The following is a 25782-nucleotide window of genomic DNA, read 5'->3' on the forward strand; positions in this document are numbered from 1 at the left end:
TGAAACCCGCGCCAACGACCACCTCACCGTCGGCGTCAACCAGCACATCAAGATCGGCACCGGCCAATTCATCGACGCCGGACAGGAAATCCACCTGAGCAGCGGCATGAAAGTGGTGATGGAAGCCGGCGCCGAACTCACGCTGATCGGCGGCGGCAGCTTCATCAAGATTGACGCTGGTGGCGTGACCATGAGCGGCCCTGTGATCAACATGAACTCTGGCGGCAGCCCCGGCGTTGGTACGGGCGCCGCGCCGTTGATGCCCGGCGTGCTGAAACAGGCGGATGCCGACAAGGCCGGCCAAGTCCTGACCCCGGCGCAAATCAACACCCTCAAACGTAACGCGCCGTTCTGTGAAGAATGCGAAAAATGCAAGGCAGGTGCCTGTGCCATCTGAACGAACCACCCCCAAGGACTGGCTGGCGCGCCAGCCGCTGCAAAGTGGCGAGCGCCTGTACCTGATCATCAGCGCCGCCAGCGATGCAGACGCCCTGAAAACCCTGTACCTCACCGAACCCACCGCCCAACTCATCCCGATCTGGGGCGGCACGCCCTACTCCACCTGGCAACCGGTGATGCCCTACCTCACCGAACTCAAAGGCAACTCCGCCTTCCTGCCATGGATCGCCGAAACCGACGCCCTCGACTGGGGTTGGCTGGCGGTATCGCGTTCAGAACCGAACGAAGTGTTCGAACACCTGCGCAGCCTGACGCAGGTGAAAATGCCGGATGGCACCGAGGTGTTTTTCCGGTTTTGGGATGGCCGGCATATTTATCCGATTCTGCGGGGGCTTGGGGAGAAGGCTGGAGAAGTGCTGCCGGTGTTTGAGCGGTATTTGATTAATGGACAGGCGCTGGAAGTCGGCACGCGGGTGGTGCCGAAGGTGCGGGACTGGCCGTGGTGGGAGGTGCCGAAGGGGTTGTTGGAAGGGTTGAGCAAGGACAATCCGGCGACGCTGGTCAGCAACCTGATGCAGTGGCTGGAAGAAGACCGCCCGGACCTCTACACCGCATGGCCCGAGAACAATCTGAAGCTGAAAATCACCCGCTTCGTGCGCCGCCCGGATGCGCCGCAAAATCTTAAAGAAGCATTGATAAACCACCTGATTCTGGAGCAAGGCTGATGGATCGCGTTGCCTTTGTTGACAACCAACTGAACACCTTCAAGGACAGTCTGAAGCTGTATCAGGAACAAACAAAAACCTGGTACGCACAGGCTCTCGACAAGGGTAGCCGTGCCGCGGACATGCCGTCCTTGTTGGGCATGGAGCGTGTCATCAAGGCGGGCAACACCAGTAAAACGGTGAGCATGACCGACGGTAACTTCACCTCGAACGTAGCTCAATGTCCGCTCAAGGGTCCGTTGCTGATCGAGAGCAAATTCGAATCGGTTTACGACATTCCCGTCGGCGATATCGAAGTCGAAATCGTGGCCGTGGACGGTGGTGCTGTCAGCAAGGTCAAACTCGACGCCCAAGGCAAAGCCGCATGGACCGGCGGTGTGCCCGGCAAGTTCTACACAATTCGCGTCCATAACGAAGTGACCCCGGCGCAGATCGACGCCCTCTTCAGTTCTTACAGCGGCGTGACTGCGGACCTTGAAGGTTTCCTGCGCAAGGAATGGGCCGGCTTCAAACCGCAATGGTCGAATCTTTCGACCTCCGGCACAGCCATGGCCATCGGCAACGGCATTCTTGAAGGTGGCTGGGAGGCCATCAAGGGTGTGTGGGACGGCATCAGCCTTGTGCTCGATATCCTCCAGGATCCGAAGAAATTCGCCAAGGATCTCGGCGCTGGCGCAGACGAGCTGATCAAAGTCGCCAAAAGCTCGCCGGACATCATGAAAAAGGCCATGTTGCTGGCCAGTGACGAAGCGGCTTTGTTTTTGCTGGTGCGCAGTGCGGTGATCTGGCTGGCGGGCTTGCCGCCGATGAAGATGGCGGGCGATGTAGCGAAGATGACCACGGCAATTGTCGTTGGCATTGCGATCGACATCGTGATCGGCGTGGTATTGACCATCGCGGCAGAAGGTACCGGCGTCATCTACCTTGCGGCCCGACTCAAGAAGTACGGAGAGCTTGTCATCAAGGCTGTGATCGGCTTCGTGAAGTCGGTGTTCAAGATCATCAACGGCTTTATGGAGTATGTCGCAAAGTACACCGCTGTGGCGGCCCGAGGGGTAACGGCGAAGGTCAGAAACGGGATTTCCGAGTTGCGTTTTGATGGGAAGCGTGTGACCACCGTCGAAACCCCGAAAACCCGGCACGATGCCCCTGCACAATCCAAGACCCCAGATGAAAAAAGCGCAACTTGCGCAAAGAACACTTGCACTAACGGCTGCCCGGTCTCCATGGTCACTGGCGAAGAGCTACTGACGCTGACCGATGGAGAGCTCGGAGGGGCTGTACCATTTAGCTGGACTCGTCTCTATAGAACCAGCGCAGCGGAAATCGATTGTGGGCTGGGTTTTGGCTGGAGCCACGCGTTAGCACAGCGGTTAGAAATCAACGTCGATGAAGTGGTATGGACCGATCATGAAAACCGGGTGATCACCTTCCCACTTCCAAGCATTCAACGCCCGGCGATAACCAATAGCCTCTCGGAAGCAGCCATCTTCATCGGGGACGATCCATCAGAACTTATTCTCACTCAGGCTGGTGAGCATGCTCAGTTCTATCACTTCCGCTACGATCGCAAAGGCGCAACACTGATAGCCATCAGTGACAAATACGACAACCGCCTTCATGTCACGCGCGATATTCACAGTCGGATCAAACGTATCGACAATGGTGCCGGTCGTGCCTTGCTGTTGCGCTACGATCGCACGCATATTGTGGCGGTCGACTATCAACAGTTCACACCAGCAGACAATCTGGAAGACGGATGGACCACTGTCCAGACGATAATCAGTTATGCCTACGACTCGCAACACCGCTTGATTGAAGCGAAAAACGCCGCTGGAGAAGCCGAGCGTTACGCCTATAACGATCAAAACGTCATTCTCGAGCGCCGTCTAGCCGGAGGTGCCAGCTTCTACTGGGAATGGGAAAGAGAGGGCAAATCTGCACGCTGTATTCATCACTGGGCGAACTTCTCGCAGATGGATACTCGCTACGTTTGGGATGATAAGGGAAGTGTCACTGTCACGAACGCAGACGGTAGCGAAGAGATATACACCCACGACGACCAAGCCCGACTGGTTGCTCAAATTGATCCGGACGGAGCCGAAAATCTCAAGGCATATGACGAAAAGGGACGCCTGATCGCAGAGCAAAATCCGCTCGGAGCTATCACCGAATACCGATACAGCGAATCAGGGCACCTGGTCGCAGTCATACCTCCAGAAGACGAACCGACCGGCTACGAGTACAGCCGTGGGTTCGTAAGTAAGGTTGTTCGCGGTAAAGCAGTCTGGAAATATCAGCGCAACAATCAAGGCGATATCACCCAACAGACAGATCCAGAAGGCAACACCACCTACTACAGCTATGACCGTCGGGGCCGCTTGCAGGAAATCGGCTTGCCCGATGGCAGCCGGCACCAGTTGGGCTGGAATAGTCTCGGCCAGCTTCTGGAAGAGCGCCTGCCCGATGGTAGTCAGCGCAAATACCGTTACGACGCACTCGGCCGGCAGATCACACGTCAGGACGAAAACGGTGCAATCACGCACTTCCAATGGGATGCCGCGAATCGCCTGGCACAAATTACTTTGCCCGGTGGAGCAACACGGGCATTTACATACAACGCATACGGTCGAGTCACCGCCGAACGCGACGAGCTCGGCCGTATCACCCGCTACGAATACGCCGACAATCTGCACCTCGTCAGCCGCCGCATCAATCCCGACGGTAGCCAACTTCGCTACCGCTACGACAACTCGCGCCTGCTGCTCACTGAAATCGAAAACGAGCGCGGCGAGCATTACCATCTCGATTACTACGCCAACGGTCTGATCCAGCAGGAAACCGGCTTCGACGGTCGTCGCACCGCGTACGAGTACGACCTGAACGGCCAACTGCTGAAGAAAACCGAGTTCGGTGACGACGGTAGTGAACTGGTTACCGAATACCAGCGCGATGCCGCAGGCCGTTTGCTGGTCAAGACGCTGCCCGATGGCGAAGAGATTCATTACAGCTACGACGCACTCGGTCGCCTGGTAAACGTCGACGACGGCCATTGGCCGCTCGCTTATGAATACGACGTGCAAGATCGCTTGATCACCGAACATCAGGGCTGGGGCACCACCCGTTACGCCTACGACAACGTCGGCCAACTCAGCCACTGCCGTCTGCCGGATGGCTGCACGCTCGATTACCGTCATTTGTCCGGTGGACGCCTGAGCAACATCGACCTGAACGGTTCACGCCTGACCAGCCACCAATTCAATGCAGGCCGCGAGCAACAGCGCCAACAAGGCTCGCTGCTTAGCCAATACCAATACGATGAACAGGGCCGACTACAGGCACACAGCGTCAGCCAACGGGACAAACACCTGTTCCAGCGTCGCTACAACTACGATGCCAACGGCAACCTCGCCGGTATTAACGACAGCCGCAAAGGCAACCGCAGCTATCACTACGATCCACTCGACCGACTGATCAGCGTACGCGGCGCCATGCCAGAGAGCTTCGCTCACGACCCGGCAGGCAACCTCCTCGGACAAAATGACCTGCCCGTTGCGAACCTCGCAAACGTCAAAGGCAACCGCCTACTGATGCAAGGCGACCGCCATTACGATTACGACGCGTACGGCAACCTGATCCGCGAGCGTCGCGGCACCGGCCAGAAGCTCGTCACCGAATACCGCTACGACTGCCAGCACCGCCTGATCGGCGTCAGCCTGCCGGGAGGCAGCACCGCATCTTACAAATACGACGCCTTCGGCCGCCGCATCGAGAAAACCGTCGACGGCCACACCACTGAATTCCTCTGGCAAGGCGAACGCCTCATCGCCGAAAGCGCAGAAAATCGTTATCGCAGCTACATCTACGAACCGGGCAGTTTCCGCCCGTTGGCAATGCTCGACGACGAAGGCCCGCTAAAAGCGGCCCCGTTCTACTATCAACTCGACCACCTCGGCACTCCGCAAGAGCTCACCGACTACAGTGGCGAAATCATGTGGTCCGCGAAGTACCGCGCCTATGGCAACCTCGCAGCGCTGGATGTCAGCGAAATCGATAATCCGCTGCGTTTTCAAGGGCAGTATTTCGACGCCGAGACAGGGTTACATTACAACCGCCACCGCTACTACAATCCGAGCACTGGGCGGTTCTTGACGCCGGACCCGATCAAGCTTGCGGGTGGGTTGAACAGCTACCAGTACGTGACCAATCCTACGGGGTGGGTGGATCCGCTAGGATTGAATACATGTCCCGGAGCCGGAGATAAAGATTCATCAGGTAACCGAACTGACCAAGAAGAAAAAAAATCGAAAGTTGATGACGGCAGCCCCGAAGCGCCCTATACCGGACCGATCCCCAAGGCAATGCAGAACAAAATACTGTATGGCACACGGAGCCCCGGCCATAACAAACCAGTAGGCGGTCATTCGGCGCAGGTTATGAACTCTCCAAAATATCAGTACGATATTGTCAGCACTAACAAGGACGGAACTACCAGCGTTAAAAATTTTAAAATGATTTTAGAGCGTAAGGATGGAACCATCGGCTGGTCTGCAGCAAAGTCTCCAAATAGACATACATTTGCGCCGAAATCTTGGAGTGACGCGAAAATCTTGAGAGTTACTGATGAGGTAGCAGCAGAGCCAGGCAGAGTGTTACGGAACGATCCAGGCGCGGTAGTGACCGAACACACCAAAATCGTGGACGGAGTTCAATGGCAGGTTATTAAAGAAAACGATGTCATCACTTCTTCATACCCTACGGGAGCAACACCATGACGACTGGCAATGAAGAAAATCTATATAAAAAGCTCTGCTCATGGATAGGTGAATCTGAAGATTCACCATGGACTGAATACAGCACCGAGCTAGTTGCTAAAACGGTACTCATAGACTTCAGTGATAAGGACTGGGAAGTCCTAAAAAAAGCAATACTCAAAATGCCGGAATTTTGGCAACAAAGATGCGCCGTTTCACTTGGAGAAAATCGTACCACCCAAGCCATAGAAATTTTAAAGACTCTACTTTCAAAATCGGAATATAAAGACGTTAAAATTATTTCTATTTACGAGCTCGACTGGGCCGAAGTACCGATTGAAAAAAAATACTCTCACCATGTAAAGCAGATAATAGATACCACACCAAAAAGTGAAATAGAACCAGAAATATATAGTTTACTTGCGAAAGCAGAATCATCAGAAATATAATAGCCAAGCCCACCAAATCTTGTATAAGCGAACTTTTAAAATATTACCGACAAACGCCCAACGCCACTTACCAAAAAGGCGCCAATAAAGAACCAACAATTAATTAAGACAGCCTATAATCAATCGGCAATCAAAAAAGCAATATGAATATCTACATTGACATTACAGATATTTTGGTGCAATCGATTACGACGATGCAGGCGGAATTATATCCTACATGAATATCCCTCCCACTGAAAACATAAAGGAAAAATTCCAAGTAGAAATCTTCAATTTTGTTCTCAACCTATTAGATTAGCCAATAACGTCTTCAATAGAAAGCCAAGACTTAAACTTTCTAGAAAACATGGACGAGGATGGCTTCCTAATAATCAAAAAAGCAGCCGTTACATTTGAAAAAATAAAAGGTCACGAAAAACTGGTAAGAGTCTTAGATCAAGGGAAAGACTACTTATTACATGAAATTTACAGACCCAAACTGGAAAATAAAGACAAAATCTATGACATTGGAGGTAGATCATTCACATCACCTCAACTACTAATCAATCTTGCGATTATTTCACCCCAAAAGATAACTCTTGACTTCTCCGCTTCCGATCATGTCTACATAGCAACATACCATAAACTTCGAAACGTGGCAGAAACTCTAAATTTACAGGCGAAACGCACGCAACCGCCAATTGAAGGAATATTCGAAGTGAATTACAGCAACATGCATACCATAAGCGTCTTTGATGCCGGCTATCGAGTTTTCAAAACATAGGAAGTGTCGACACAAGATTTTCGATGCTTGCCCTTTCTCAATGCAGCTTTTTTACAAATGAAACGCCGCGAGTCACCTGGCACATCTAATCTGCTCAGCGTACCACGCGCGCGTATACCAACAACTGACGATCGCGTAACTGCCGAATAGAACGAACTCGGCAGTACTACCCGCTACGAATACACCGACAACCTGGACGTGAACAGCAAAAATCACGACGAGCCCAACTACTGGCCTGGAACAAATAATAGACATCGGATGGCATCTATTATTTAGCAAAAATGGCACTTTTAGAATTTCATTAATTGCAAATCAAGCTTGGAGAATTTCCAATATTCACCGACACCGCCAAAACTTGGAGCGGCCTTGAAAAAACTTTAGACCACACACTACATAGAGTTAAACAAATCTGATGCAGCCTTTACAAATCTGAAGTATACGGGGAAAGCAGTGGACCTGACTTTGGCTAATACATAGGATGTGGCGGCGCTACTCTCTCAGCAAAAAATTGTTTAAGCAACACCCTAAGCTAAAGCAGTCTGCGTTCGATGCCGATGCCGATGCCGATGCGATTGTTTTGGGAAAGGCCTCAGACTTGTAGTGCAAGGGGAGTTTTCTTTCGGGTAAAAAAATCTCGACAACCAAACTTATAACAGCGAAAGCAAAACCATGATATTTAAGTGCTCGGGCAACGCAGTCAATCCAAGCACCGTATCTTATAGAAGCTTGGGATTCGGAGAGGCGGTTACGATCAAGACTCAGCCCTACATACTGCAAATCAAACCCGGCGACTTTCCAAGAGAGTTTAAAACCATTGCAGACACGTTTATTTCGGAATGCAGGATTGATGATACCGAGCAAGGCTATATGGACATCCCAGAGCTTGCGACAGTTGATTACCCAACTTTTAACGAACTTCTGAACACCCATCCAATTCTAGCAGCAAGTTTGATCGAAGATTATCTACACTTCGAACTCTTCTATCATCTTTTTCAAAACCCAACCAACCCACAATTGGTTATCAACAACATCAACAGCGTATATACAGAGAAAGATTCAATAATAATCACGGGAGACACATACCCATTCAAATACTTCTAGCAGAAGGAAACTTGCTCGACGGCAGGCCCGCCGACTCAGACCTCAATGGTCGACTGTTAAATAACACTGATCTGGCGACGACGTCAGTGCGCTAATCACCGATTGCTAGTGATCTATTTGCCAGCTCTATTACCCGGTCAGTGCCAAAAGTATGTACAGAGCCAGCGGCATGCGCAGTGTCCGCTATCGGGACAAAGATCGATTCAACGCCGTTACGGAAACTACTGAAACGCAGTAAGTCTAGCTAACGTAAAAGGGCAACCGCCTGCTGATGCCGGGCGATCGCCACTACGATTACACGCTATCCGCCCCCACCAACCGCACCTGCCTCTCCAACTCCACCTTCAACCCCGGCTCCAATTTCAACTGCCGTGCCAGTTCATCCAGATAGCTCTTCTCCATAAAATTCTCCTCATCCACCAGCATCACACTGGCGATATACATCTCCGCCGCCATTTCCGGCGTGCTCGCCGCGCGGGCGACGTCGGTGGGGTCGAGGGGTTTGTTGAGTTCGGCGTGGAGCCAGTGTTGCAGTTCCTGATCGTTGTCGAGCTTTGTGAATTCGCCTTCGATCAGTTCGCGCTCGCGCTCGTCGATGTGGCCGTCGGCTTTGGCGGCGGCGACCAGGGCTTTGAGGATTGCCTGGCTGTGCTGCTCGACTTGAGCGGGTGGCAAGCGGTCGAGGGTTTGCGGTTCGCGTTGGGGTGCGCTGCCTTTTTGGGCGTTGTAGTTGCCGTACGCCTTGTAAGCCAGTACGCCCAGCGCGGCGAGGCCGCCGTAGATCGCGACTTTGCCGCCGACCTTGCGGACCTTTTTATTGCCGAGCAGCAGGCCCATCGCGCCTGCGGCCAATGCGCCGCCACCCGCGCCTGAAAGCAGGCCGCCGAGGCCGCTGGAGCCAGACGAGCCACCGAGCAAGCCGCCAAGCCCGCTGGCAGCCGATTTGCTGGAAGCGCCGCCGGCCTTGTTCTGCAGCATTTCCTGCCCGGACTTGAGCAGTTGATCGAGCAATCCACGGGTGTTCATGTTCCGTCTCCAAACAAGGGTTATCCGGATCTAAGGCACTCAGCCTAGTTCGAAAGTGCCCCAATCCGCCCCGTGAAGGTGCTTCGAGATGTTGCTCGCCACTCAGAAGGGCCCGTTCCGAGCGTTACCCAATGAAAAGGGGCAGGCCTTTCGACCTGCCCCCTTCTCCCCTCCTCCTTAAAACCGCGAAACACTCCGCATCGCATCCACCAGATAGCGCATGGCGATCCGGTCGCTTTCCGATAGCTCTCGATAACGTTCCACTAGTTTCAATTCCTCGGAATTGAGACGGCGTCTTCTGCGCCCGCCGCCCAAGCAAGGAAAGATGCCCAACATTTCGGTGATGCCCTGTATTTTTGCCATGGACGATGTCCTTCTCTATTGAGTCAAGAAACTGCTGAACCTCACATCGCCCTGCCTCTTCGAGCAGCGTCGTGTGCCCCGCCGGCACGAAGGCTTGTATCCGGTCTTGCCCATAGAATAGGAATTAAATCGGCGTTGAAAAGTGGTTTTTAGAGTAATTAATCGAAAAAAGCAGATATGCCCTCTAAATCAGAGAGCCCTGTCAGAAAAATTACAGACATGTCTTGTTTCATTGCCAGATGACGCAACGCAAACAAGCCTTTTTGCCCGACAATCGAACCGATTAAGCTAGCGGGCATCTGTTTATAGTCCGTTGCGTTTGGCCGAAGGCATGACCGAACCGTAATTTCCGATCCGACAGGTGCCAGGAACGGCGCTGGATTGCACACGACAGGTTGTATTTATGCACCGCAGGAATTTGCTCAAAGCGTCCATGGCCATTGCGGCCTATACCGGTCTTTCCGCGTCGGGCCTGTTGGCCGCCCGCGCTTGGGCAGCCAATGGCGGCGCCGCCGATGGCGAGGCTCAGGCCTTCGATTTCGAGGCGTTGAAGCGTCAGGCCAAGCAGCTCGCCGGCAATGCCTATCAGGATACGAAACAGGTGTTGCCGCCAACCCTGGCGACCATGACTCCGCAAAATTTCAACGCGATCCGCTACGACGGCGAGCATTCCTTGTGGAAGGAAAACAAAGGTCAGCTGGACGTGCAGTTCTTCCACGTCGGCATGGGTTTCCGTCAACCGGTGCGCATGTACAGCGTTGATCCGAAGACACGCATGGCGCGCGAAGTGCACTTCCGCCCGGCGCTGTTCAATTACGAGAACACTTCGGTCGACACCCAGCAGCTCAAGGGCGACCTGGGTTTTGCCGGCTTCAAACTGTTCAAGGCGCCGGAGCTGGATCGGCATGACGTGGTGTCGTTTCTCGGCGCCAGCTATTTCCGTGCGGTCGATGCCACTGGCCAATATGGCCTTTCCGCGCGCGGCCTGGCCATCGACACTTACGCGAAGAAACGCGAAGAGTTTCCCGACTTCACCAAGTTCTGGTTCGAGACGCCTGACAAGAACGCCACGCGTTTTGTGGTCTACGCCCTGCTCGACTCGCCGAGCGCGACCGGCGCCTATCGCTTTGACATCGATTGCCAGGCCGAGCGCGTGGTCATGGAAATCGACGCGCACATCAATGCTCGTACCACCATCGAACAACTCGGCGTGGCGCCAATGACGAGCATGTTCAGCTGCGGCACCCACGAACGGCGCATGTGCGACACCATCCACCCGCAGATCCACGACTCCGATCGCCTGGCGATGTGGCGCGGCAACGGTGAATGGATCTGCCGTCCGTTGAACAACCCGGCGACGCTGCAATTCAACGCATTTGCCGACAAGGACCCGAAGGGTTTCGGCCTGGTGCAGACCGACCACGAATTCGCCAACTATCAAGACACCGTCGACTGGTACAGCAAGCGCCCGAGCCTGTGGGTAGAACCGACAACCGCATGGGGCGAAGGCTCTATTGATCTGCTGGAAATTCCCACGACCGGCGAGACGCTGGACAACATCGTCGCCTTCTGGACGCCGAAGAAACCCGTGGCTGCCGGTGATTCGCTGAACTACGGGTACAAGCTGTACTGGAGCGCCCTGCCACCGGTCGGCACGCCACTGGCGCGGGTGCACGCTACGCGTTCGGGCATGGGCGGCTTCACCGAGGGTTGGGCGCCGGGTGAACACTACCCGCCGGTCTGGGCGCGGCGCTTTGCCGTGGACTTCACCGGTGGCGGCCTCGAGCGCCTGCCACAGGGCACTGGAATCGAGCCGGTGATTACCTGTTCCAACGGCAAGGTGCAGGACTTCAGCGTGCTGGTGCTGGATGACATCAAGGGTTACCGGATTCTGTTCGATTGGTATCCGACCAATGACAGTGTCGAGCCAGTGGAACTGCGCCTGTTCATTCGCACCAATGACCGCACGTTGAGCGAGACCTGGCTGTACCAGTATTTCCCGCCGGCGCCGGACAAGCGTAAATACCCTTGAGGTTCTAAGGCGACTGTTCTGGCGTCATTCGCGAGCAGGCTCGCTCCCACAGGGGTCCGCATTCCTATTGTGGGAGCGAGCCTGCTCGCGAAGAGGCCCGCCTGACAACGCAAAATTGTGCCGAATAGAAAAGCCCCGACCCTCACCGGCTCGGGGCTTTTGCTTTCCAGCCTTCAATCAATCGCGCAAATCCGATTCATGAATCGGCTGATCCCGATGGGTCGCGCGCTGATACTGCGCCGGCCACACTGCTTTGCGCCCACCCAGATCATCGTCGGCATGCAGCGGCCAGTACGGATCGCGCAGCAGCTCTCGGGCGAGGAAAATGATATCAGCCTGACAGGTACGCAGAATGTGCTCGGCCTGGGCCGGCTCGGTAATCATTCCGACAGTACCGGTGGCGATGCCTGACTCTTTGCGTACACGCTCGGCGAAGCGCGTCTGATATCCGGGTCCGACCGGGATTTCCGCGTTTGCAGCAGTCCCTCCTGAAGACACGTCAATGAGATCGGCGCCCAGCGTGTGAAGGCGACGCGCCAGTTCCACGGTCTCATCCGGATTCCAGCCGTCTTCGACCCAATCAGTCGCCGAGACGCGGACAAACACTGGCAATTCCTCCGGCCATACCGCCCTCACCGCTTCAGTGACCTGCAGCACCAGACGGATACGATTCTCGAACGAACCACCGTACTGATCGCGGCGTTGATTGCTCAGCGGCGAAAGAAATTGATGCAGCAGATAGCCGTGCGCAGCATGCACCTCGACCACGCTGAACCCGGCCGTCAGCGCGCGTTTGGCCGCGTTGACAAAGGCCTGGATCACTTCGGCGATCTGCCCTTCATCCAGCTGCTTCGGTTGGGTGTGCTGCGGGTCGAAGGCAATCGGCGATGGCCCGACCGGGGTCCAGCCGCCGTCCTCGGGTTTGACACTGCCATGCTTGCCGATCCAAGGCCGGTGGGTGCTGGCCTTGCGCCCGGCGTGGGCCAGTTGAATACCGGCGACCGCACCCTGGGCGGTGATGAAGCGAGTGATGCGTTGCAGCGGTTCGATCTGCTCGTCGTTCCACAGTCCAAGGTCTTCGGCGGTGATGCGCCCGTCGGCGGTCACCGCCGTGGCTTCGGTGAAAACCAGACCGGCACCGCCCACCGCGCGGCTGCCCAAGTGCACCAGGTGCCAGTCGTTGGCCAAGCCGTCGACGCTGGAGTACTGGCACATCGGCGACACGGCGATGCGGTTGGGCAGGGTCAGTTGGCGCAGGGTAAAGGGTTCAAGCAGCAGACTCATGGGGCACCTCTCGAATCAGTGGGCAGGCTCCAGGGTTCTGTTTGAAAAGTCGACGAGTGACAGAAAAAGGGTGCAGCACCCGCCCCCGCGGGCAAAAATCCGACAAGACGTCACAAGGCCAATCAAGCAGTGCTTAGAGCCTAGTCGACAACCGGGAATGACGGAGGGTTCAGAGTAATTCAGTGTGTGAAAGGACACTTTCGCGAGCAAGCTCGCTCCCACAAGACTGCACCGTACCTGTGGGAGCGAGCCTGCTCGCGAATGGCTTAACGCGGTTCGATATGAGCAATCATCAGCTGCACAGTCTCGTTGCCACGAAACTCGTTAACGTCGAGCTTGTAAGCCAGTTCAACCCATTGAATCGTCGGGTTCGGCCACACATCGCGATCAATGCCAAACGCGATGCCATCGAGTTTCACCGAGCCGCATTCGCTTTTCAGCACCACTTTCAAATGCCGTTCGCCAACCACGCGCTGCTCGACCAGTTGAAACACACCGTGAAACAGCGGCTCGGGAAAATGCTGCCCCCACGGCCCGGCGTGGCGCAAGGCGCGGGCCAGTTCGAGGTGGAATTCTTCGACGGCCAGCGTGCCGTCCGACAACATGCGCCCGGTGAGGTCTTCTTCGCGAAGTTGCCTACGCACTTCAGCGTCGAAAGCCTCGGCAAACAACGGAAAATTCTCCTGGGGCAAGGTCAGACCAGCGGCCATCGCATGACCACCATATTTGGCGATCAGGTTCGGATGCTGCGCTGCGACCACGCTCAGCGCATCGCGAATATGGAAGCCCTGCACCGAGCGACCGGAGCCCTTGAGCAGACCATCACCGGCATCGGCGAAGGCAATGGTCGGGCGGAAATAGCGCTCTTTCATGCGCGAAGCGAGAATGCCGATCACGCCCTGGTGCCACTCCGGGTCGAACAGGCACAGACCAAACGGCATCGATTCGACTGGCAGATCCTTGAGCTGCGCCAGCGCTTCACGCTGCATGCCCTGCTCGATGGATTTGCGATCCTGGTTCATACCGTCCAGTTGCGCAGCCATCTCCCGCGCCAGATTGGCGTCGGCAGTGAGCAGGCATTCGATGCCCAGGCTCATGTCGTCCAGACGCCCGGCGGCGTTCAGGCGCGGGCCGACGATGAAACCCAGGTCGGTGGAAGTGATCCGCGCAGCCTCTCGCTTGGCGACTTCGAGAATCGCCTTGATCCCCGGCCGTGCCCGGCCGGCGCGAATCCGCTCCAGCCCTTGATGCACGAGAATGCGGTTGTTGGCATCCAGCGGCACCACGTCGGCGACGCTGCCCAGCGCCACCAGATCGAGCAGTTCGCCGATGTTCGGTTGTGGCTTGCTCTCGTACCAGCCGAGGCTGCGCAGACGCGCGCGCAACGCCATGAGTACGTAAAAGATCACCCCGACGCCGGCCAGCGCTTTGCTCGGAAATTCGCAGCCCGGCTGATTCGGATTGACCAGCGCATCAGCCTGCGGCAGTTCATCGCCGGGCAAGTGGTGGTCGGTGATCAACACCTTCAGTCCGGCGCGCTTGGCCGCCGCGACGCCTTCGACACTGGAAATACCATTGTCGACGGTGATCAATAACTGCGGTTCACGGGTCAGCGCTACTTCAACGATTTCCGGCGTCAGGCCATAGCCGTATTCGAAACGGTTCGGCACCAGATAATCGACATGCGCCGCGCCAAGCAGGCGCAGGCCGAGGACACCGACGGTGCTGGCGGTGGCGCCGTCCGCATCGAAGTCGCCGACGATCAAAATGCGCTGGCGTTGCTCCAATGCCGTCACCAGCAGGTCAACTGCCGCATCGATGCCTTTGAGCTGCTGGAACGGGATCAAGCGCGCCAGACTCTTGTCCAGCTCCGCCTCCGACTGCACGCCCCGCGCCGCGTACAGGCGGGTCAGCAGTGGCGGCAGATCACCAAGGAAAGGCAGCGTGGCAGGCAGTTGACGAGGTTCGATACGCATGGGGCGACGGAGGCTTCTCTTTGATTCGTGGGAAATATCAGCGGTGTCGCGACCTCAGCCGCGCTCACCTTGCAGCCATTGCAACTGGACTTCGTGCTGACCGCGATCGTCGGTGACGAAGATCGTGCCTTCGCTGATCATCACGTCCCACTTGATGACGCGCGGCATGTCCTTGGCCAGGGTCTCCAGCACTTCCTGCGGGACGGCGGCGATATTGACGTTTTTCAGGTTCTTGATCGCCGGGATCACCTTGGTTTCCCACACACGCAGGCTGCCGTAGGCCAGCAGGCTGGTGCGTTCGGTGCGGCGCGAGCACCAGGTCAGGCGATCGGCATCCGGCTGGCCGACTTCGATCCAGTGCAGGACACGGTCGTCCAGGCTCTTTTCCCACAAGGCCGGTTCATCCACGTCTGACAGACCACGGCCGAACGACAGCTGCTCGTTGTACCAGAGCGCGTAGGCCAGCAGCCGCACAGTCATGCGTTCTTCGGTCTCCGAAGGATGACGGGCGATGGTCTGCTTGACGCTCTCGTAGACGCTGCGATCGAGGTCGGTGAGGTTCAGTTCGAATTTGTAGGTTGTGGACGGCTGGGCCATGAACGGGCTTCTTGATACGAGGAAAGTCGGCAAGTCTAACCGATGCCACAGGCAATCATCGAATTGATGGCAATCAAGCTGCGGCGTCTGACAGCCGGCTATGTTAAAACCCTGTATCCGCTCAGCCTTGTCCTACAGGATTTCGCATGCCGTTCACCAGCAAACCGCTCTCGGGTCTGAAAGTCATTGAATTGGGTACGTTGATCGCCGGGCCGTTTGCCTCGCGCATTTGCGGCGAATTCGGCGCCGAAGTGATCAAGATCGAATCGCCGGACGGCGGCGATCCCCTGCGCAAATGGCGCAAGTTGTACGAAGGCACCTCGTTGTGGTGGTTTGTCCAGGCGCGCAACAAGAAGTCGCTGACCCTCAATCTGAAACACCCCGACGGCTTGGCGATCCTGAAACAGCTGCTTGGCGAAGCCGACATCCTCATCGAGAATTTTCGCCCCGGCGTACTGGAAAAACTCGGTCTGAGCTGGGAAACCCTGCACGCCCTGAACCCGAAACTGGTGATGGTGCGCCTATCCGGTTTCGGTCAGACCGGGCCGATGAAAGATCAGCCCGGCTTCGGCGCGGTCGGCGAATCCATGGGCGGCCTGCGGTACATCACCGGTTTCGAAGACCGGCCACCGGTGCGTACCGGGATTTCCATCGGTGATTCGATTGCCGCGCTGTGGGGCGTGATTGGTGCGCTGATGGCGCTGCGTCATCGCGAAGTCAATGGCGGACTGGGCCAAGTGGTCGACGTTGCGCTTTATGAAGCTATCTTCGCGATGATGGAAAGCATGGTGCCGGAGTTCGACGTCTTCGGTTTCATCCGCGAGCGCAGCGGTAACATTATGCCGGGCATCACGCCATCTTCGATCCACACCAGTGCCGACGGCAAACATGTGCAGATCGGCGCCAATGGTGATGCGATCTTCAAACGCTTCATGCTTGTGATTGGCCGCGCAGATCTTGCCAACGACCCTCTGCTGGCCAGTAACGACGGGCGTGACAGTCGCCGGGACGAGTTGTATGGCGTGATTGATCGCTGGGTCAATTCCTTACCGCTGCAGATCGTTCTCGACTTGCTCAATCAGGCCGACGTACCGGTCAGCCGGATCTTCAGCGCCGAGGACATGTTCAACGATCCGCAATACTTGGCGCGGGAGATGTTCCTGCATGCCAAGCTGCCGGACGGCAAGGATTTCAAGATGCCCGGCATCGTGCCGAAGCTGTCGGAAACGCCGGGCTCGTCCGAATGGGTCGGACCGCAGCTTGGCGAACACAATGCGCAGGTGCTTGGCGATCTGGGCTACGACGCGGCGCAAATCGCTCGGCTGCGCGAAGACGGGGCCATTTGAGCAACGCTGGAGGTTTGGTTTTCGAGCAAAAAGCTGTGCACAGGGCAAACGCCGGGCAAAAGAAACCCCGAGAAGTGGGGAGACGACTCGGGGTTAAACGGGGTCTGCTTCGAGACCCGTAGCAGCAAGCGACAAGCACCGGAGCACAATGCTTGATCCTGCTGTTATGGGGTCTGACTGACAGGGATGCAGGAAGGTTCCCACAAAAAATATTTCATCTTTACAGGGCCGGACGCTTGTCCAGAGCTGCATTGCGCAACGCCGCAATGACGCAGGGTTCCAGCCGCCCTTCGGCGATCATCACGTCACGGTGCAGGCCGTCCACCACGTCGGTCAGCAAGCGCTTGTCGCTCAACTGGGCCTGATTGAATTCGCGTTCCACCACAATGGCGCCGCTGCTGTTCTTCAGCGTCACCAGACATTCACCATGGCTGCCGCGAGGGGTCAGCGTCACCTGATACGGGCTCAGAGCCTCACCGAGCAATAGACTGATACTTTCCATCTCGATCTCCACTCAATAGTCCGAAAACACAGTGCCTGGGGCGTGTTCACATTAAATGACCACCGGCCCGAGAAGAAAGTTCTGCCTGTCACGTTCCGACCTTGCAGGACCGTGTCTGACAGAGCATGCATGGCGAAGATGACAGAAAAATATTCGCCGGTATCAGGCCTCGATGAGTGCCTGCGCAGTGATCAGATAACTGTCCAGCAGACCTCGCATCAACACCGCCGAAACCGGTGTCTGCAGACGCCCCAGCAGGCGCAGGCGTTGTTGACGAAGCACCGGCTCCAGGTCACTCAACAAACTCTGCGCGACCGAGCCCAGCAGAATCAGGGCACGCGCCTCATGGTGCGCCGCCAGGTGATGAATCAATGCCAACCCATCGCCACCTTTGAGCTGCGGATCGCAAATGGCGATATCGACCGCACCGCGATGCCCCAGTGAAGACAGGGCTGACGCCAGCGAAGGCGCGGTCAATACGTCGTAGATGCCGATGGCATTGAGCATTTGATGCAATGCCATCAGCTGGAACGGGTTGGGTTCAAGAATCAGGACTTTAAGCGAGCGCATGGGCGACCTCTGGAGCGATCATCGCGGACTCTCACCGCAGGTGTCGTTCACTCTAGGGCAGGCGTCTTAAGCCTCCCATCAGAAAAGTAGCCGCGTCTTGCAGGACATTTCCCTTCTTTACTGCAGACAGCGGCACCCGCTCTCGGTCCGACGCTGGGTGATGTCGGTCCAGCCGCCCAACAAGCCGCGCAATTTGCCGTCGCCGCTGTAAAACGGCACGGTCCACTGATAAACCTCGCGAGGCCCGCCCTTGAACAGCAGTTGACGTTTGCTGAAGCGCGACTTGCGGGTTTGCAACTGGGCGATGAATTCGTCGTGGAGCATCCGCGCGGTGGTTTCCGGAAACGCATCGACTTCGATCAGCAAGCGTCCCTGCATCTGGTCCTGGCGCACCGACAGCGCTTCCTCGTAACTGCGATTGCAGATGATCAAACGCCCGTGCAGATCACGGACAAACACCGGATCCGGCATCGAATCGATCAGGGCGTGCTGAAAGGCCAGTTGATCGCCCAACTCCTTTTCCGCCGCGCAGCGCAGCTTGATCACGGCCGCCAGGCGCCGGTTCCACACCAGCGACAGCATTCCGAAAACGCCGATTCCCCCCATCGCCCAGCATGCCCACTCGACCACGCGCTTCCACACGGAGGGCACGGGCGGCGGCGAAACGCCTGCCAGCCACTTGAGACGAATCGCCCGCAACTCCGCAGCAGGGAAAGCTTCCAGCGCCTTGTTAAGAATACTCAGTAGTTGCGGCATGCCTTTTCGTACAGCCAGATGATCGGCTTCCCACTTGCCCTCTACCAGGGCACCGACCTTGAGCATGCCCAACGGATAGAGCTGCGCGCCGATTTCGTTTTCGATGGTTGCGTAGGCTTCCCCACTCTCGACCAGCGCCCGCGCTTCGGCGTAGGTTTTCACCGAGCGTATTTCAATCGACGGATAATCGCGCCGAATCGCATCCTCCAGGGCATGCCGGGCGGGCAGCACCAGAACGCGCTTCGCCAGTTGCTCGAAAGACTCCACCCTCGGGGCATTGGCATGTCCGACAAACACCCAGCCAGCCCCTCCGAAAGCATGACTGAAATCGAGAAACGCCTTGCGTTCATCGCTCATGGCCAACGTCGTACTGATGTCCGCGACCCCGCTTTGCAGGCGATCGAGCATATGGTCGGTAGAGAACGATTCCTGGTGCTCGAATTGCAGTCCGGTCATTGCGCTGACCCGCTTGAGCACATCGTTGTTCAGACCGCTCCACTGGCCGTGTTCGTCCTGAAACAGGTACAGCGGATATTGCACCGATGCCACCGTTACTCTGGGGTTGTCGCGGATCCATTGCCGCTCGTGCGCATCCAGCTCGACAGCCGGCACATTGCCCGACGCATTGGCCTGATCGAGTGCCATCTGCGCTGCCACGCCGCTGTGCATCCATCCCAGCACCGCCAACAAAAACAACCAGCCCAGTGCCGGTTTCAAACCTCTGTAAAACAGCATTGCCATTTCCTTCGTGATCGACTCACCCGTCCTTCGTGGGTGAAAACCCGAGCAGTGTGGCAGCAGAAACAAAAAAGCCCGTCAGGAGACGGGCTTCAAAATGTGACAGCTTTTACTGGCTTAGAGTGGCTTGCCGCGGTTGCCATGCTGGCTGACAAAGGCTTGCACGGCTTTCAGGTCGTTTGGCAGAACCGTGCAACGCTCGTTTCGCTCAAACAAATCAGAAAGATGTGCAGGTAGTTCGAGCGCTTTTCCTACACCCGCTTTCTCCACTGCCTCAGGAAACTTGACCGGATGGGCAGTGCCCAGAATCACCATCGGGATATCCAGACTGCGACGGCATTCGCGCGCAGCTTTCACACCGATGGCAGTGTGCGGGTCGAGGACTTCACCGGTTTGCTCGTAGACGTCGGCGATGGTTTCGCAGGTCTGCGCATCGTCCACCGCCAGCGAATCGAACAGCTTGCGTGCTTCGGTCCAGCGCTCTTGCTCGACGCTGAAACTGCCGTCCTTTTTGAACGAGTCCATCAGGCCGGCAATCGCCGCACCGTTACGCCCGTGCAGGTCGAACAGCAGGCGCTCGAAGTTCGACGACACCATGATGTCCATCGACGGCGACAGCGTCGCGTGCAGGGTTTCCTTGACGTACTGGTTGCCGCTCATGAAGCGGTGCAGGATGTCGTTGCGGTTGGTCGCCACGATCAACTGATTGATCGGCAGGCCCATGTTGCGCGCCAGGTAGCCTGCGAAGATGTCGCCGAAGTTGCCGGTCGGCACCGAGAACGACACCGAACGCGCCGGACCGCCCAACTGCAGGGAAGCATGGAAGTAGTAAACGATCTGGGCCATGATCCGCGCCCAGTTGATCGAGTTCACCGCCACCAGACGCGTGCCTTTGAGGAAGCTCTGGTCGGCGAAGCTGTTCTTGACCATTTCCTGGCAGTCATCGAAGTTGCCTTCGATGGCGATGTTGTGGATGTTCTCGCCGAAGATCGTTGTCATCTGCCGACGCTGCACTTCCGATACACGCTGATGCGGGTGCAGGATGAAGATGTCGACGTTTTCACAGTGCTTGCAGCCTTCGATGGCCGCAGAACCGGTGTCTCCAGAGGTGGCACCGACAATCACCACGCGCTCGCCGCGCTTTTCCAGCACGTAGTCGAGCAGACGACCGAGCAGTTGCAGGGCGAAATCCTTGAACGCCAGGGTTGGGCCGTGGAACAGCTCAAGCACCCATTCATTACCGTTCAACTGACGCAGTGGCGCAACGGCGCTGTGGGCGAACACACCGTAGGTTTCTTCGAGGATCTTCTTGAAATCGGCATCCGGGATGCTGCCGGTGACAAACGGGCGCATCACCCGGAAGGCCAGTTCGTGATACGGCAGGCCAGCCCAGGAAGCGATCTCTTCCTGAGTAAAACGTGGCAGGTTTTCCGGCACGTACAGACCGCCATCGGTCGCCAGACCGGCCAGCAGGACCTCTTCGAAATTCAGGGCCGGGGCCTGGCCGCGAGTGCTGATATATCGCATTTTTTTCAAACCTTCGGTTTGAGCTGCAAGCTGCAAGCTGCAAGTCGCAAGTAAAAGCCAGACTGCTTCTCTCTTGCCGCTTGCAGCTCGAAGCTTGCCGCTGCTTTTAGTTCAAATGTTCGACGCGGATCCGTACAACCGGGCCGTCAACGCCAGCCAGTGCTTCCAGCGCGGTGATCGCATCGTTGATGCGCTGCTCGACCACACGGTGGGTCAGCAGGATCATCGGCACCAGGCCGTCATGCTCTTCGACTTCCTTCTGCATGATCGATTCGATATTGATGCCGCGCTCCGACAGGATGCTCGCCACCTGAGCCAGTACGCCCGGGTGGTCCTTGGCGTGGATTCGCAGGTAGTAAGCGCTTTCGCAGGCTTCGATCGGCAGGATCGGATGCGCCGACAGCGAGTCCGGCTGGAAGGCCAGGTGCGGCACACGGTTTTCCGGGTCGGAAGTCATCGCGCGAACCACGTCGACCAGATCGGCGATCACCGACGAAGCGGTCGGCTCCATGCCAGCGCCGGCGCCATAGAACAGCGTCGAACCGGCGGCGTCGCCGTTGACCATCACTGCGTTCATCACGCCATTGACGTTGGCGATCAGGCGATCGGCCGGAATCAGCGTCGGATGCACACGCAACTCGATGCCGGCATCAGTGCTGCGCGCCACACCCAAGTGCTTGATGCGATAGCCCAGCGCTTCGGCGTAGTTGACGTCGGCAGTGGTCAGTTTGGTGATGCCTTCGGTGTACGCCTTGTCGAATTGCAGCGGAATACCGAAGGCGATAGACGCCAGAATGGTCAGCTTGTGCGCGGCATCGATGCCTTCGACGTCGAAGGTCGGGTCGGCTTCGGCGTAACCCAGCGCCTGCGCTTCGGCGAGCACGTCTTCAAACGTACGGCCCTTCTCGCGCATTTCGGTGAGGATGAAGTTGCCGGTGCCGTTGATGATCCCGGCAACCCAGTTGATGCGGTTGGCGGACAGGCCTTCGCGGATCGCCTTGATCACCGGAATGCCACCGGCCACGGCCGCTTCGAATGCCACGATCACGCCTTTCTCGCGTGCCTTGGCGAAAATCTCATTACCGTGAACGGCTATCAGCGCCTTGTTCGCGGTGACCACATGCTTGCCATTCTCGATGGCCTTGAGTACCAGCTCGCGGGCAACGGTGTAGCCGCCCATCAGCTCTATGACGATGTCGATCTCAGGGTTCGTGGCCACTTCGAAGACATCGTTGGTAATCGCAATACCGGTCGTCTGGAACTGAGGCTTTGGCGTGCGCGTGGCAATTTGTGCCACTTCGATTCCACGCCCGGCACGACGAGCAATTTCCTCGGCGTTGCGCTGAAGTACGTTGAAGGTACCGCCACCGACGGTCCCTAACCCACAGATGCCTACTTTGACCGGATTCACTGTGAACTCCCCATGAAACGGCCGACACAGGGTCGGCCGGAAAACAGCCGCGTGCTCGCGGCTCTCTGTTGATGGCCCGGCGCTGTAGCTGCCGGACCACGATCGTCAACGGTTGCCCGTGACGATGCGAATTACTTCGCGCCCAGCGCCAGTTTGGCGACTTGTGGCGCCGGCTGGTAGCCCGGAATGACCTGGCCGTCGGCCAAAACGATGGCCGGTGTACCGTTCACGCCGATCGACTGACCGAGCGCGAACTGTTTGGAAACCGGGTTATCGCACTTGGCGGCTTTGATTTCCTTGCCATCGACCATTTTGTCCATGGCGGCTTTCTTGTCTTTCGAGCACCACACTGCTTGCAGCTGCTCGTCACCCGGCGAATTCAGGCCCTGGCGCGGGAACGCCACGTAGCGCACTTCAATGCCGCGCTTGTTCAGCTCCGGCACTTCGGCGTGCAGTTTGTGGCAGTACGGGCAAGTGGTGTCAGTGAACACGGTGATGTGCGATTTGGTCTCGCCCACGGCCGGGTAGACCACGGTTTCGGCCACCGGGATGGCATTGATCAGTTTGGAAATGCCCAGGCGTTCGGTCTTCTCGGTCAGGTTGACCGGTTTGCCATTCGCGAGCTGGTACAGATTGCCCTGCACGATGTACTGGCCATCGGCACTGGCGTACAGCACGCGGCTGCCTTTGAGTTTGACTTCGTACATGCCAGGCAACGGGCTGGCACTGATGCTTTCGACCGGAACCTCGAGTTCGAGTTTTTCCAGGCTTTGACGAATGGCTTTGTCAGCCGCGTCGTCGGCGACGGCAAAGGTGCTCACCAACGCAATGGCGGCGGCGGCGAAAATCTGGGTCAGACGCATGAGTACTCCTGAGGGCGGGCCAATGAAACGGTCAGAACGCCCGTGCGAAACACCGGGTCATAACCGTCCATCGTGCAAACCGGCAAAGCCTAACACATAAGGCCGCGAGGGCCGAATGCGCCTGTCGCCACACACTCATGTGCAACTGACACACCTTCATGCTTGTACAACTGACCCACAACCGCATGTGGCTGACACACATCATTGTGGCGAGGGGATTTATTCCCGATGGGTTGCGAAGCAGCCCTGAACCATCCACCGCGATCTTTCAGTCAAAATCGAGCCAGCCGGGTTTGCGACTGCTACGCAGCCGAACGGGGATAAATCCCCTCGCCACAGGTCAATATTTCAACATTATGGGATGTGTCAGCCGCGTGGGTGGTGCTTGGCATGCAAGTCCTGCAAGCGGGCGCGGGCGACGTGGGTATAGATCTGCGTCGTAGACAGGTCGCTGTGCCCGAGCAGCATCTGCACCACGCGCAAGTCCGCGCCGTGGTTGAGCAGGTGCGTGGCGAACGCGTGACGCAAGGTGTGCGGCGACAGCGATTTGCTGATCCCGGCGACCTTGGCCTGATGCTTGATCCGATGCCAGAACGTCTGCCGGGTCATCTGCTCGCCGCGCTGGCTGGGGAACAGCACATCGCTGGGGCGGCCACCGAGCAACTCGCCACGACCATCACGCATATAGCGCTCGACCCAGACAATCGCCTCCTCGCCCATCGGCACCAGACGCTCCTTGCTGCCCTTGCCCATCACCCGCAATACGCCCTGGCGCAGGTTGACCTGCTCCAGCGTCAGGCTGATCAGCTCGGTCACGCGCAAGCCACAGGCATACAGCACTTCCAGCATCGCGCGGTCACGCTGGCCGATGGCGTCACTCAGGTCCGGCGCCTTGAGCAGCGCTTCGACATCGGCTTCCGACAGCGATTTGGGCAACGGCCGGCCCAGTTGCGGCATGTCAACACGCAACGTCGGGTCGACGCTGATCAGCTTTTCCCGCAGCAGATAGCGATAAAAACCACGCACCCCGGAGAGAAATCTCGCGGTGGAGCGCGGCTTGTAGTTTTGCTCCAGCCGCCACGCCAAGTGATCGAGGATCAACTCGCGGCCGGCATTGATCAGTTCGAGATTTTTCTCCTGCAACCAGCCGTTGAACAGCGCGAGGTCGCTGCGATAGGCGTCGCGGGTGTTGTCGGACAGGCCTTTCTCCAGCCATAAAGCGTCGAGGAATTGATCAATCAGCGGATGGTCGATGGCAGGCATGGGTGCTCAGGGCAGGACTTTTTCAAGCTGCGTGCAAATAGAGAATAAAGGCGCGCTAGTCTTTCATAGCAGGCCAGATCAAGAAACAGGCAGCTTCATTGAATGAGGCGTGTCAGATTGATCCGGTAAATCGCAGGCAACAAAAAAGCAGCCCGTAGGCTGCTTTTTTCTGCATCGGAAGCTGGGCTTAAGCCAGTTTTTCCTTGATGCGGGCTGCTTTACCCGACAGGTCGCGCAGGTAGTACAGCTTGGCTTTACGTACGTCACCGCGACGTTTAACAGCCATGCTGTCGATCTGCGGGGAGTAGGTCTGGAAAGTACGTTCTACGCCAACACCGTTGGAGATTTTACGAACGGTGAACGCACTGTTCACGCCGCGGTTACGCTTGGCGATTACAACGCCTTCGAACGCTTGCAGACGGGAACGATCGCCTTCCTTCACTTTCACCTGAACGACAATAGTGTCGCCTGGGGCGAAGGTAGGGATTTCTTTGGTCATCTGCTCTGCTTCGAGTGCAAGGATGATTTTGTTGGTCATGCTGTGCTCCTAAGGTAAATCGTTCGATCTACCATCGATACGTTGTTAACTATCGTCCCGCTCGCGGATGTATTCCTCGAGCAGCTTCTTCTCTTCTCCAGAAAGCGAGCGGCTTTCCAGAAGATCGGCGCGTCGTTCATAGGTCCGACCAAGGGACTGCTGTAAACGCCAACGCCGGATATGCGCGTGATTGCCACTCAGCAACACGTCGGGAACACGCTGATCCGCATACACCTCCGGTCGGGTGTAGTGCGGGCAATCCAGCAGACCATCCGTAAAGGAATCTTCCTCAGCGGAATCCGCATGCCCTAAAGCTCCAGGCAGCAGTCGTGTAACCGCATCGATCAGGACCATGGCTGGCAGCTCGCCGCCAGACAGTACATAGTCGCCAATCGACCACTCTTCATCGACATGAGCCTCAATAAAGCGCTCGTCAATGCCTTCGTAGCGGCCGGCAATCAGGATCAATGCATCCGATTGTGCCAGCTCGCGTACCGCCGACTGAGTCAGTTGACGGCCTTGGGGGGACAGGTAAATCACCTTCGCCGCCTCCCCGGCTGCTGCCTTGGCCTGAGCCAGCGCATCTTCCAGGGGCTTGATCTTCATCACCATGCCCGGACCACCGCCAAACGGGCGATCGTCCACAGTGTGATGCCGATCCGTCGTGTAATCTCGCGGATTCCAACAGGTCAGCTGCAAGAGCCCCTGTTTGACCGCACGACTGGTGATGCCGTAATCGCCAATGGCGGAAAACATCTCGGGAAACAAACTGATCACTTCTACGCGCAAGTTAGCCACG

At 57.1% G+C, this 25782-nt stretch carries 21 protein-coding genes and 1 pseudogene; 8 read left to right on the forward strand and 14 right to left on the reverse strand.

Going from position 1 to position 25782, the window contains the following annotated elements; all coding sequences use genetic code 11:
- The 6 genes and pseudogenes from KVG87_RS19570 to KVG87_RS19595 form a co-directional block, all read left to right on the forward strand.
- Nucleotides 1-397 (forward strand): annotated as a pseudogene (locus tag KVG87_RS19570) (DUF2345 domain-containing protein); the annotation flags it as partial.
- Complete coding sequence (locus tag KVG87_RS19575) at nt 387-1124, forward strand: DUF4123 domain-containing protein (protein ID WP_217852176.1); 738 nt, start codon at nt 387-389, stop codon at nt 1122-1124. The pseudogene KVG87_RS19570 and the gene KVG87_RS19575, both read left to right, overlap by 11 nt.
- Nucleotides 1124-5899 (forward strand): RHS repeat-associated core domain-containing protein, encoded by a 4776-nt coding sequence (locus tag KVG87_RS19580; RefSeq protein WP_217852178.1) that lies wholly within the window; start codon nt 1124-1126, stop codon nt 5897-5899. The genes KVG87_RS19575 and KVG87_RS19580 overlap by 1 nt, the downstream gene beginning before the upstream one ends.
- The gene (locus KVG87_RS19585; RefSeq protein ID WP_217852180.1) at nt 5896-6327 is read left to right on the forward strand and encodes a HEAT repeat domain-containing protein; all 432 of its coding nucleotides are present in this window, start codon (nt 5896-5898) and stop codon (nt 6325-6327) included. The genes KVG87_RS19580 and KVG87_RS19585 overlap by 4 nt, the downstream gene beginning before the upstream one ends.
- A 346-nt stretch (nt 6328-6673) precedes the next feature.
- The gene (locus KVG87_RS19590) at nt 6674-7090 is read left to right on the forward strand and encodes a hypothetical protein (RefSeq protein WP_217852182.1); all 417 of its coding nucleotides are present in this window, start codon (nt 6674-6676) and stop codon (nt 7088-7090) included.
- Between the two features lie 669 nt (nt 7091-7759).
- A complete protein-coding gene (locus KVG87_RS19595) occupies nt 7760-8191 on the forward strand; it encodes a hypothetical protein (RefSeq protein ID WP_217852184.1) in 432 nt (143 codons plus the stop codon).
- A 294-nt stretch (nt 8192-8485) separates the two neighbouring features.
- Here the strand turns inward: KVG87_RS19595 and KVG87_RS19600 are convergent, their stop codons facing one another.
- Together KVG87_RS19600 and KVG87_RS19605 are read right to left on the reverse strand one after the other, a co-directional pair.
- A complete protein-coding gene (locus tag KVG87_RS19600) occupies nt 8486-9217 on the reverse strand; it encodes a tellurite resistance TerB family protein (RefSeq protein WP_130899438.1) in 732 nt (243 codons plus the stop codon).
- A 177-nt stretch (nt 9218-9394) separates the two neighbouring features.
- A complete protein-coding gene (locus KVG87_RS19605) occupies nt 9395-9580 on the reverse strand; it encodes a hypothetical protein (RefSeq protein ID WP_016771524.1) in 186 nt (61 codons plus the stop codon).
- A 403-nt stretch (nt 9581-9983) separates the two neighbouring features.
- On the opposite strand from KVG87_RS19605, the gene KVG87_RS19610 reads away from it, so the two are divergent.
- The gene (locus tag KVG87_RS19610) at nt 9984-11612 is read left to right on the forward strand and encodes a glucan biosynthesis protein D (RefSeq protein WP_071174494.1); all 1629 of its coding nucleotides are present in this window, start codon (nt 9984-9986) and stop codon (nt 11610-11612) included.
- Nucleotides 11613-11789: 177 nt separating this feature from the next.
- On the opposite strand, the gene KVG87_RS19615 is transcribed toward KVG87_RS19610, so the two are convergent.
- The 3 genes from KVG87_RS19615 to KVG87_RS19625 form a co-directional block, all read right to left on the reverse strand.
- Nucleotides 11790-12896 carry an NADH:flavin oxidoreductase/NADH oxidase gene (locus tag KVG87_RS19615; protein WP_076566039.1) on the reverse strand — a complete coding sequence of 369 codons (1107 nt, stop codon included), beginning with the start codon at nt 12894-12896 and terminating at the stop codon, nt 11790-11792.
- 266 nt (nt 12897-13162) lie between these two features.
- Nucleotides 13163-14872, reverse strand: a complete 1710-nt coding sequence (recJ, locus tag KVG87_RS19620; protein WP_016771527.1) for a single-stranded-DNA-specific exonuclease RecJ — start codon at nt 14870-14872, stop codon at nt 13163-13165.
- 54 nt (nt 14873-14926) lie between these two features.
- Nucleotides 14927-15469: a YaeQ family protein gene (locus KVG87_RS19625; RefSeq protein ID WP_007908961.1), complete on the reverse strand. Its 543-nt coding sequence runs from the start codon at nt 15467-15469 to the stop codon at nt 14927-14929.
- 146 nt (nt 15470-15615) lie between these two features.
- Here KVG87_RS19625 and KVG87_RS19630 point away from each other — a divergent pair, with 146 nt between their 5' ends.
- Nucleotides 15616-16815 (forward strand): CaiB/BaiF CoA transferase family protein, encoded by a 1200-nt coding sequence (locus KVG87_RS19630; RefSeq protein ID WP_076566037.1) that lies wholly within the window; start codon nt 15616-15618, stop codon nt 16813-16815.
- 220 nt (nt 16816-17035) lie between these two features.
- Here KVG87_RS19630 and KVG87_RS19635 read toward each other — a convergent pair whose 3' ends face one another.
- From KVG87_RS19635 to trmD, 9 genes are all read right to left on the reverse strand, one after another.
- Nucleotides 17036-17317 (reverse strand): DUF3509 domain-containing protein, encoded by a 282-nt coding sequence (locus KVG87_RS19635; protein ID WP_016771530.1) that lies wholly within the window; start codon nt 17315-17317, stop codon nt 17036-17038.
- A 162-nt stretch (nt 17318-17479) separates the two neighbouring features.
- The gene (locus KVG87_RS19640; protein WP_041478191.1) at nt 17480-17887 is read right to left on the reverse strand and encodes a response regulator; all 408 of its coding nucleotides are present in this window, start codon (nt 17885-17887) and stop codon (nt 17480-17482) included.
- Nucleotides 17888-18004: 117 nt separating this feature from the next.
- Nucleotides 18005-19378, reverse strand: coding sequence for a transporter substrate-binding domain-containing protein (locus KVG87_RS19645; RefSeq protein ID WP_217852185.1), 1374 nt, complete (start codon nt 19376-19378; stop codon nt 18005-18007).
- Between the two features lie 120 nt (nt 19379-19498).
- Nucleotides 19499-20908, reverse strand: coding sequence for a threonine synthase (gene thrC, locus KVG87_RS19650; protein WP_024011723.1), 1410 nt, complete (start codon nt 20906-20908; stop codon nt 19499-19501).
- A gap of 106 nt (nt 20909-21014) precedes the next feature.
- Nucleotides 21015-22319 (reverse strand): homoserine dehydrogenase, encoded by a 1305-nt coding sequence (locus tag KVG87_RS19655; RefSeq protein ID WP_024011722.1) that lies wholly within the window; start codon nt 22317-22319, stop codon nt 21015-21017.
- Nucleotides 22320-22450: 131 nt separating this feature from the next.
- Nucleotides 22451-23182, reverse strand: a complete 732-nt coding sequence (gene dsbC / locus KVG87_RS19660; protein ID WP_016771534.1) for a bifunctional protein-disulfide isomerase/oxidoreductase DsbC — start codon at nt 23180-23182, stop codon at nt 22451-22453.
- A gap of 366 nt (nt 23183-23548) precedes the next feature.
- On the reverse strand, nt 23549-24445 hold the full coding sequence (gene xerD, locus KVG87_RS19665) for a site-specific tyrosine recombinase XerD (protein ID WP_016771535.1): 897 nt from the start codon (nt 24443-24445) through the stop codon (nt 23549-23551).
- A 187-nt stretch (nt 24446-24632) separates the two neighbouring features.
- Nucleotides 24633-24983: a 50S ribosomal protein L19 gene (gene rplS / locus KVG87_RS19670; protein ID WP_003175895.1), complete on the reverse strand. Its 351-nt coding sequence runs from the start codon at nt 24981-24983 to the stop codon at nt 24633-24635.
- A gap of 45 nt (nt 24984-25028) precedes the next feature.
- On the reverse strand, nt 25029-25781 hold the full coding sequence (gene trmD, locus KVG87_RS19675; RefSeq protein WP_038860625.1) for a tRNA (guanosine(37)-N1)-methyltransferase TrmD: 753 nt from the start codon (nt 25779-25781) through the stop codon (nt 25029-25031).
- Between the last annotated feature and the right edge of the window lies 1 nt (nt 25782).

Source organism: Pseudomonas siliginis, from assembly GCF_019145195.1.
In the GTDB taxonomy this organism is placed as follows: domain Bacteria; phylum Pseudomonadota; class Gammaproteobacteria; order Pseudomonadales; family Pseudomonadaceae; genus Aquipseudomonas; species Aquipseudomonas siliginis.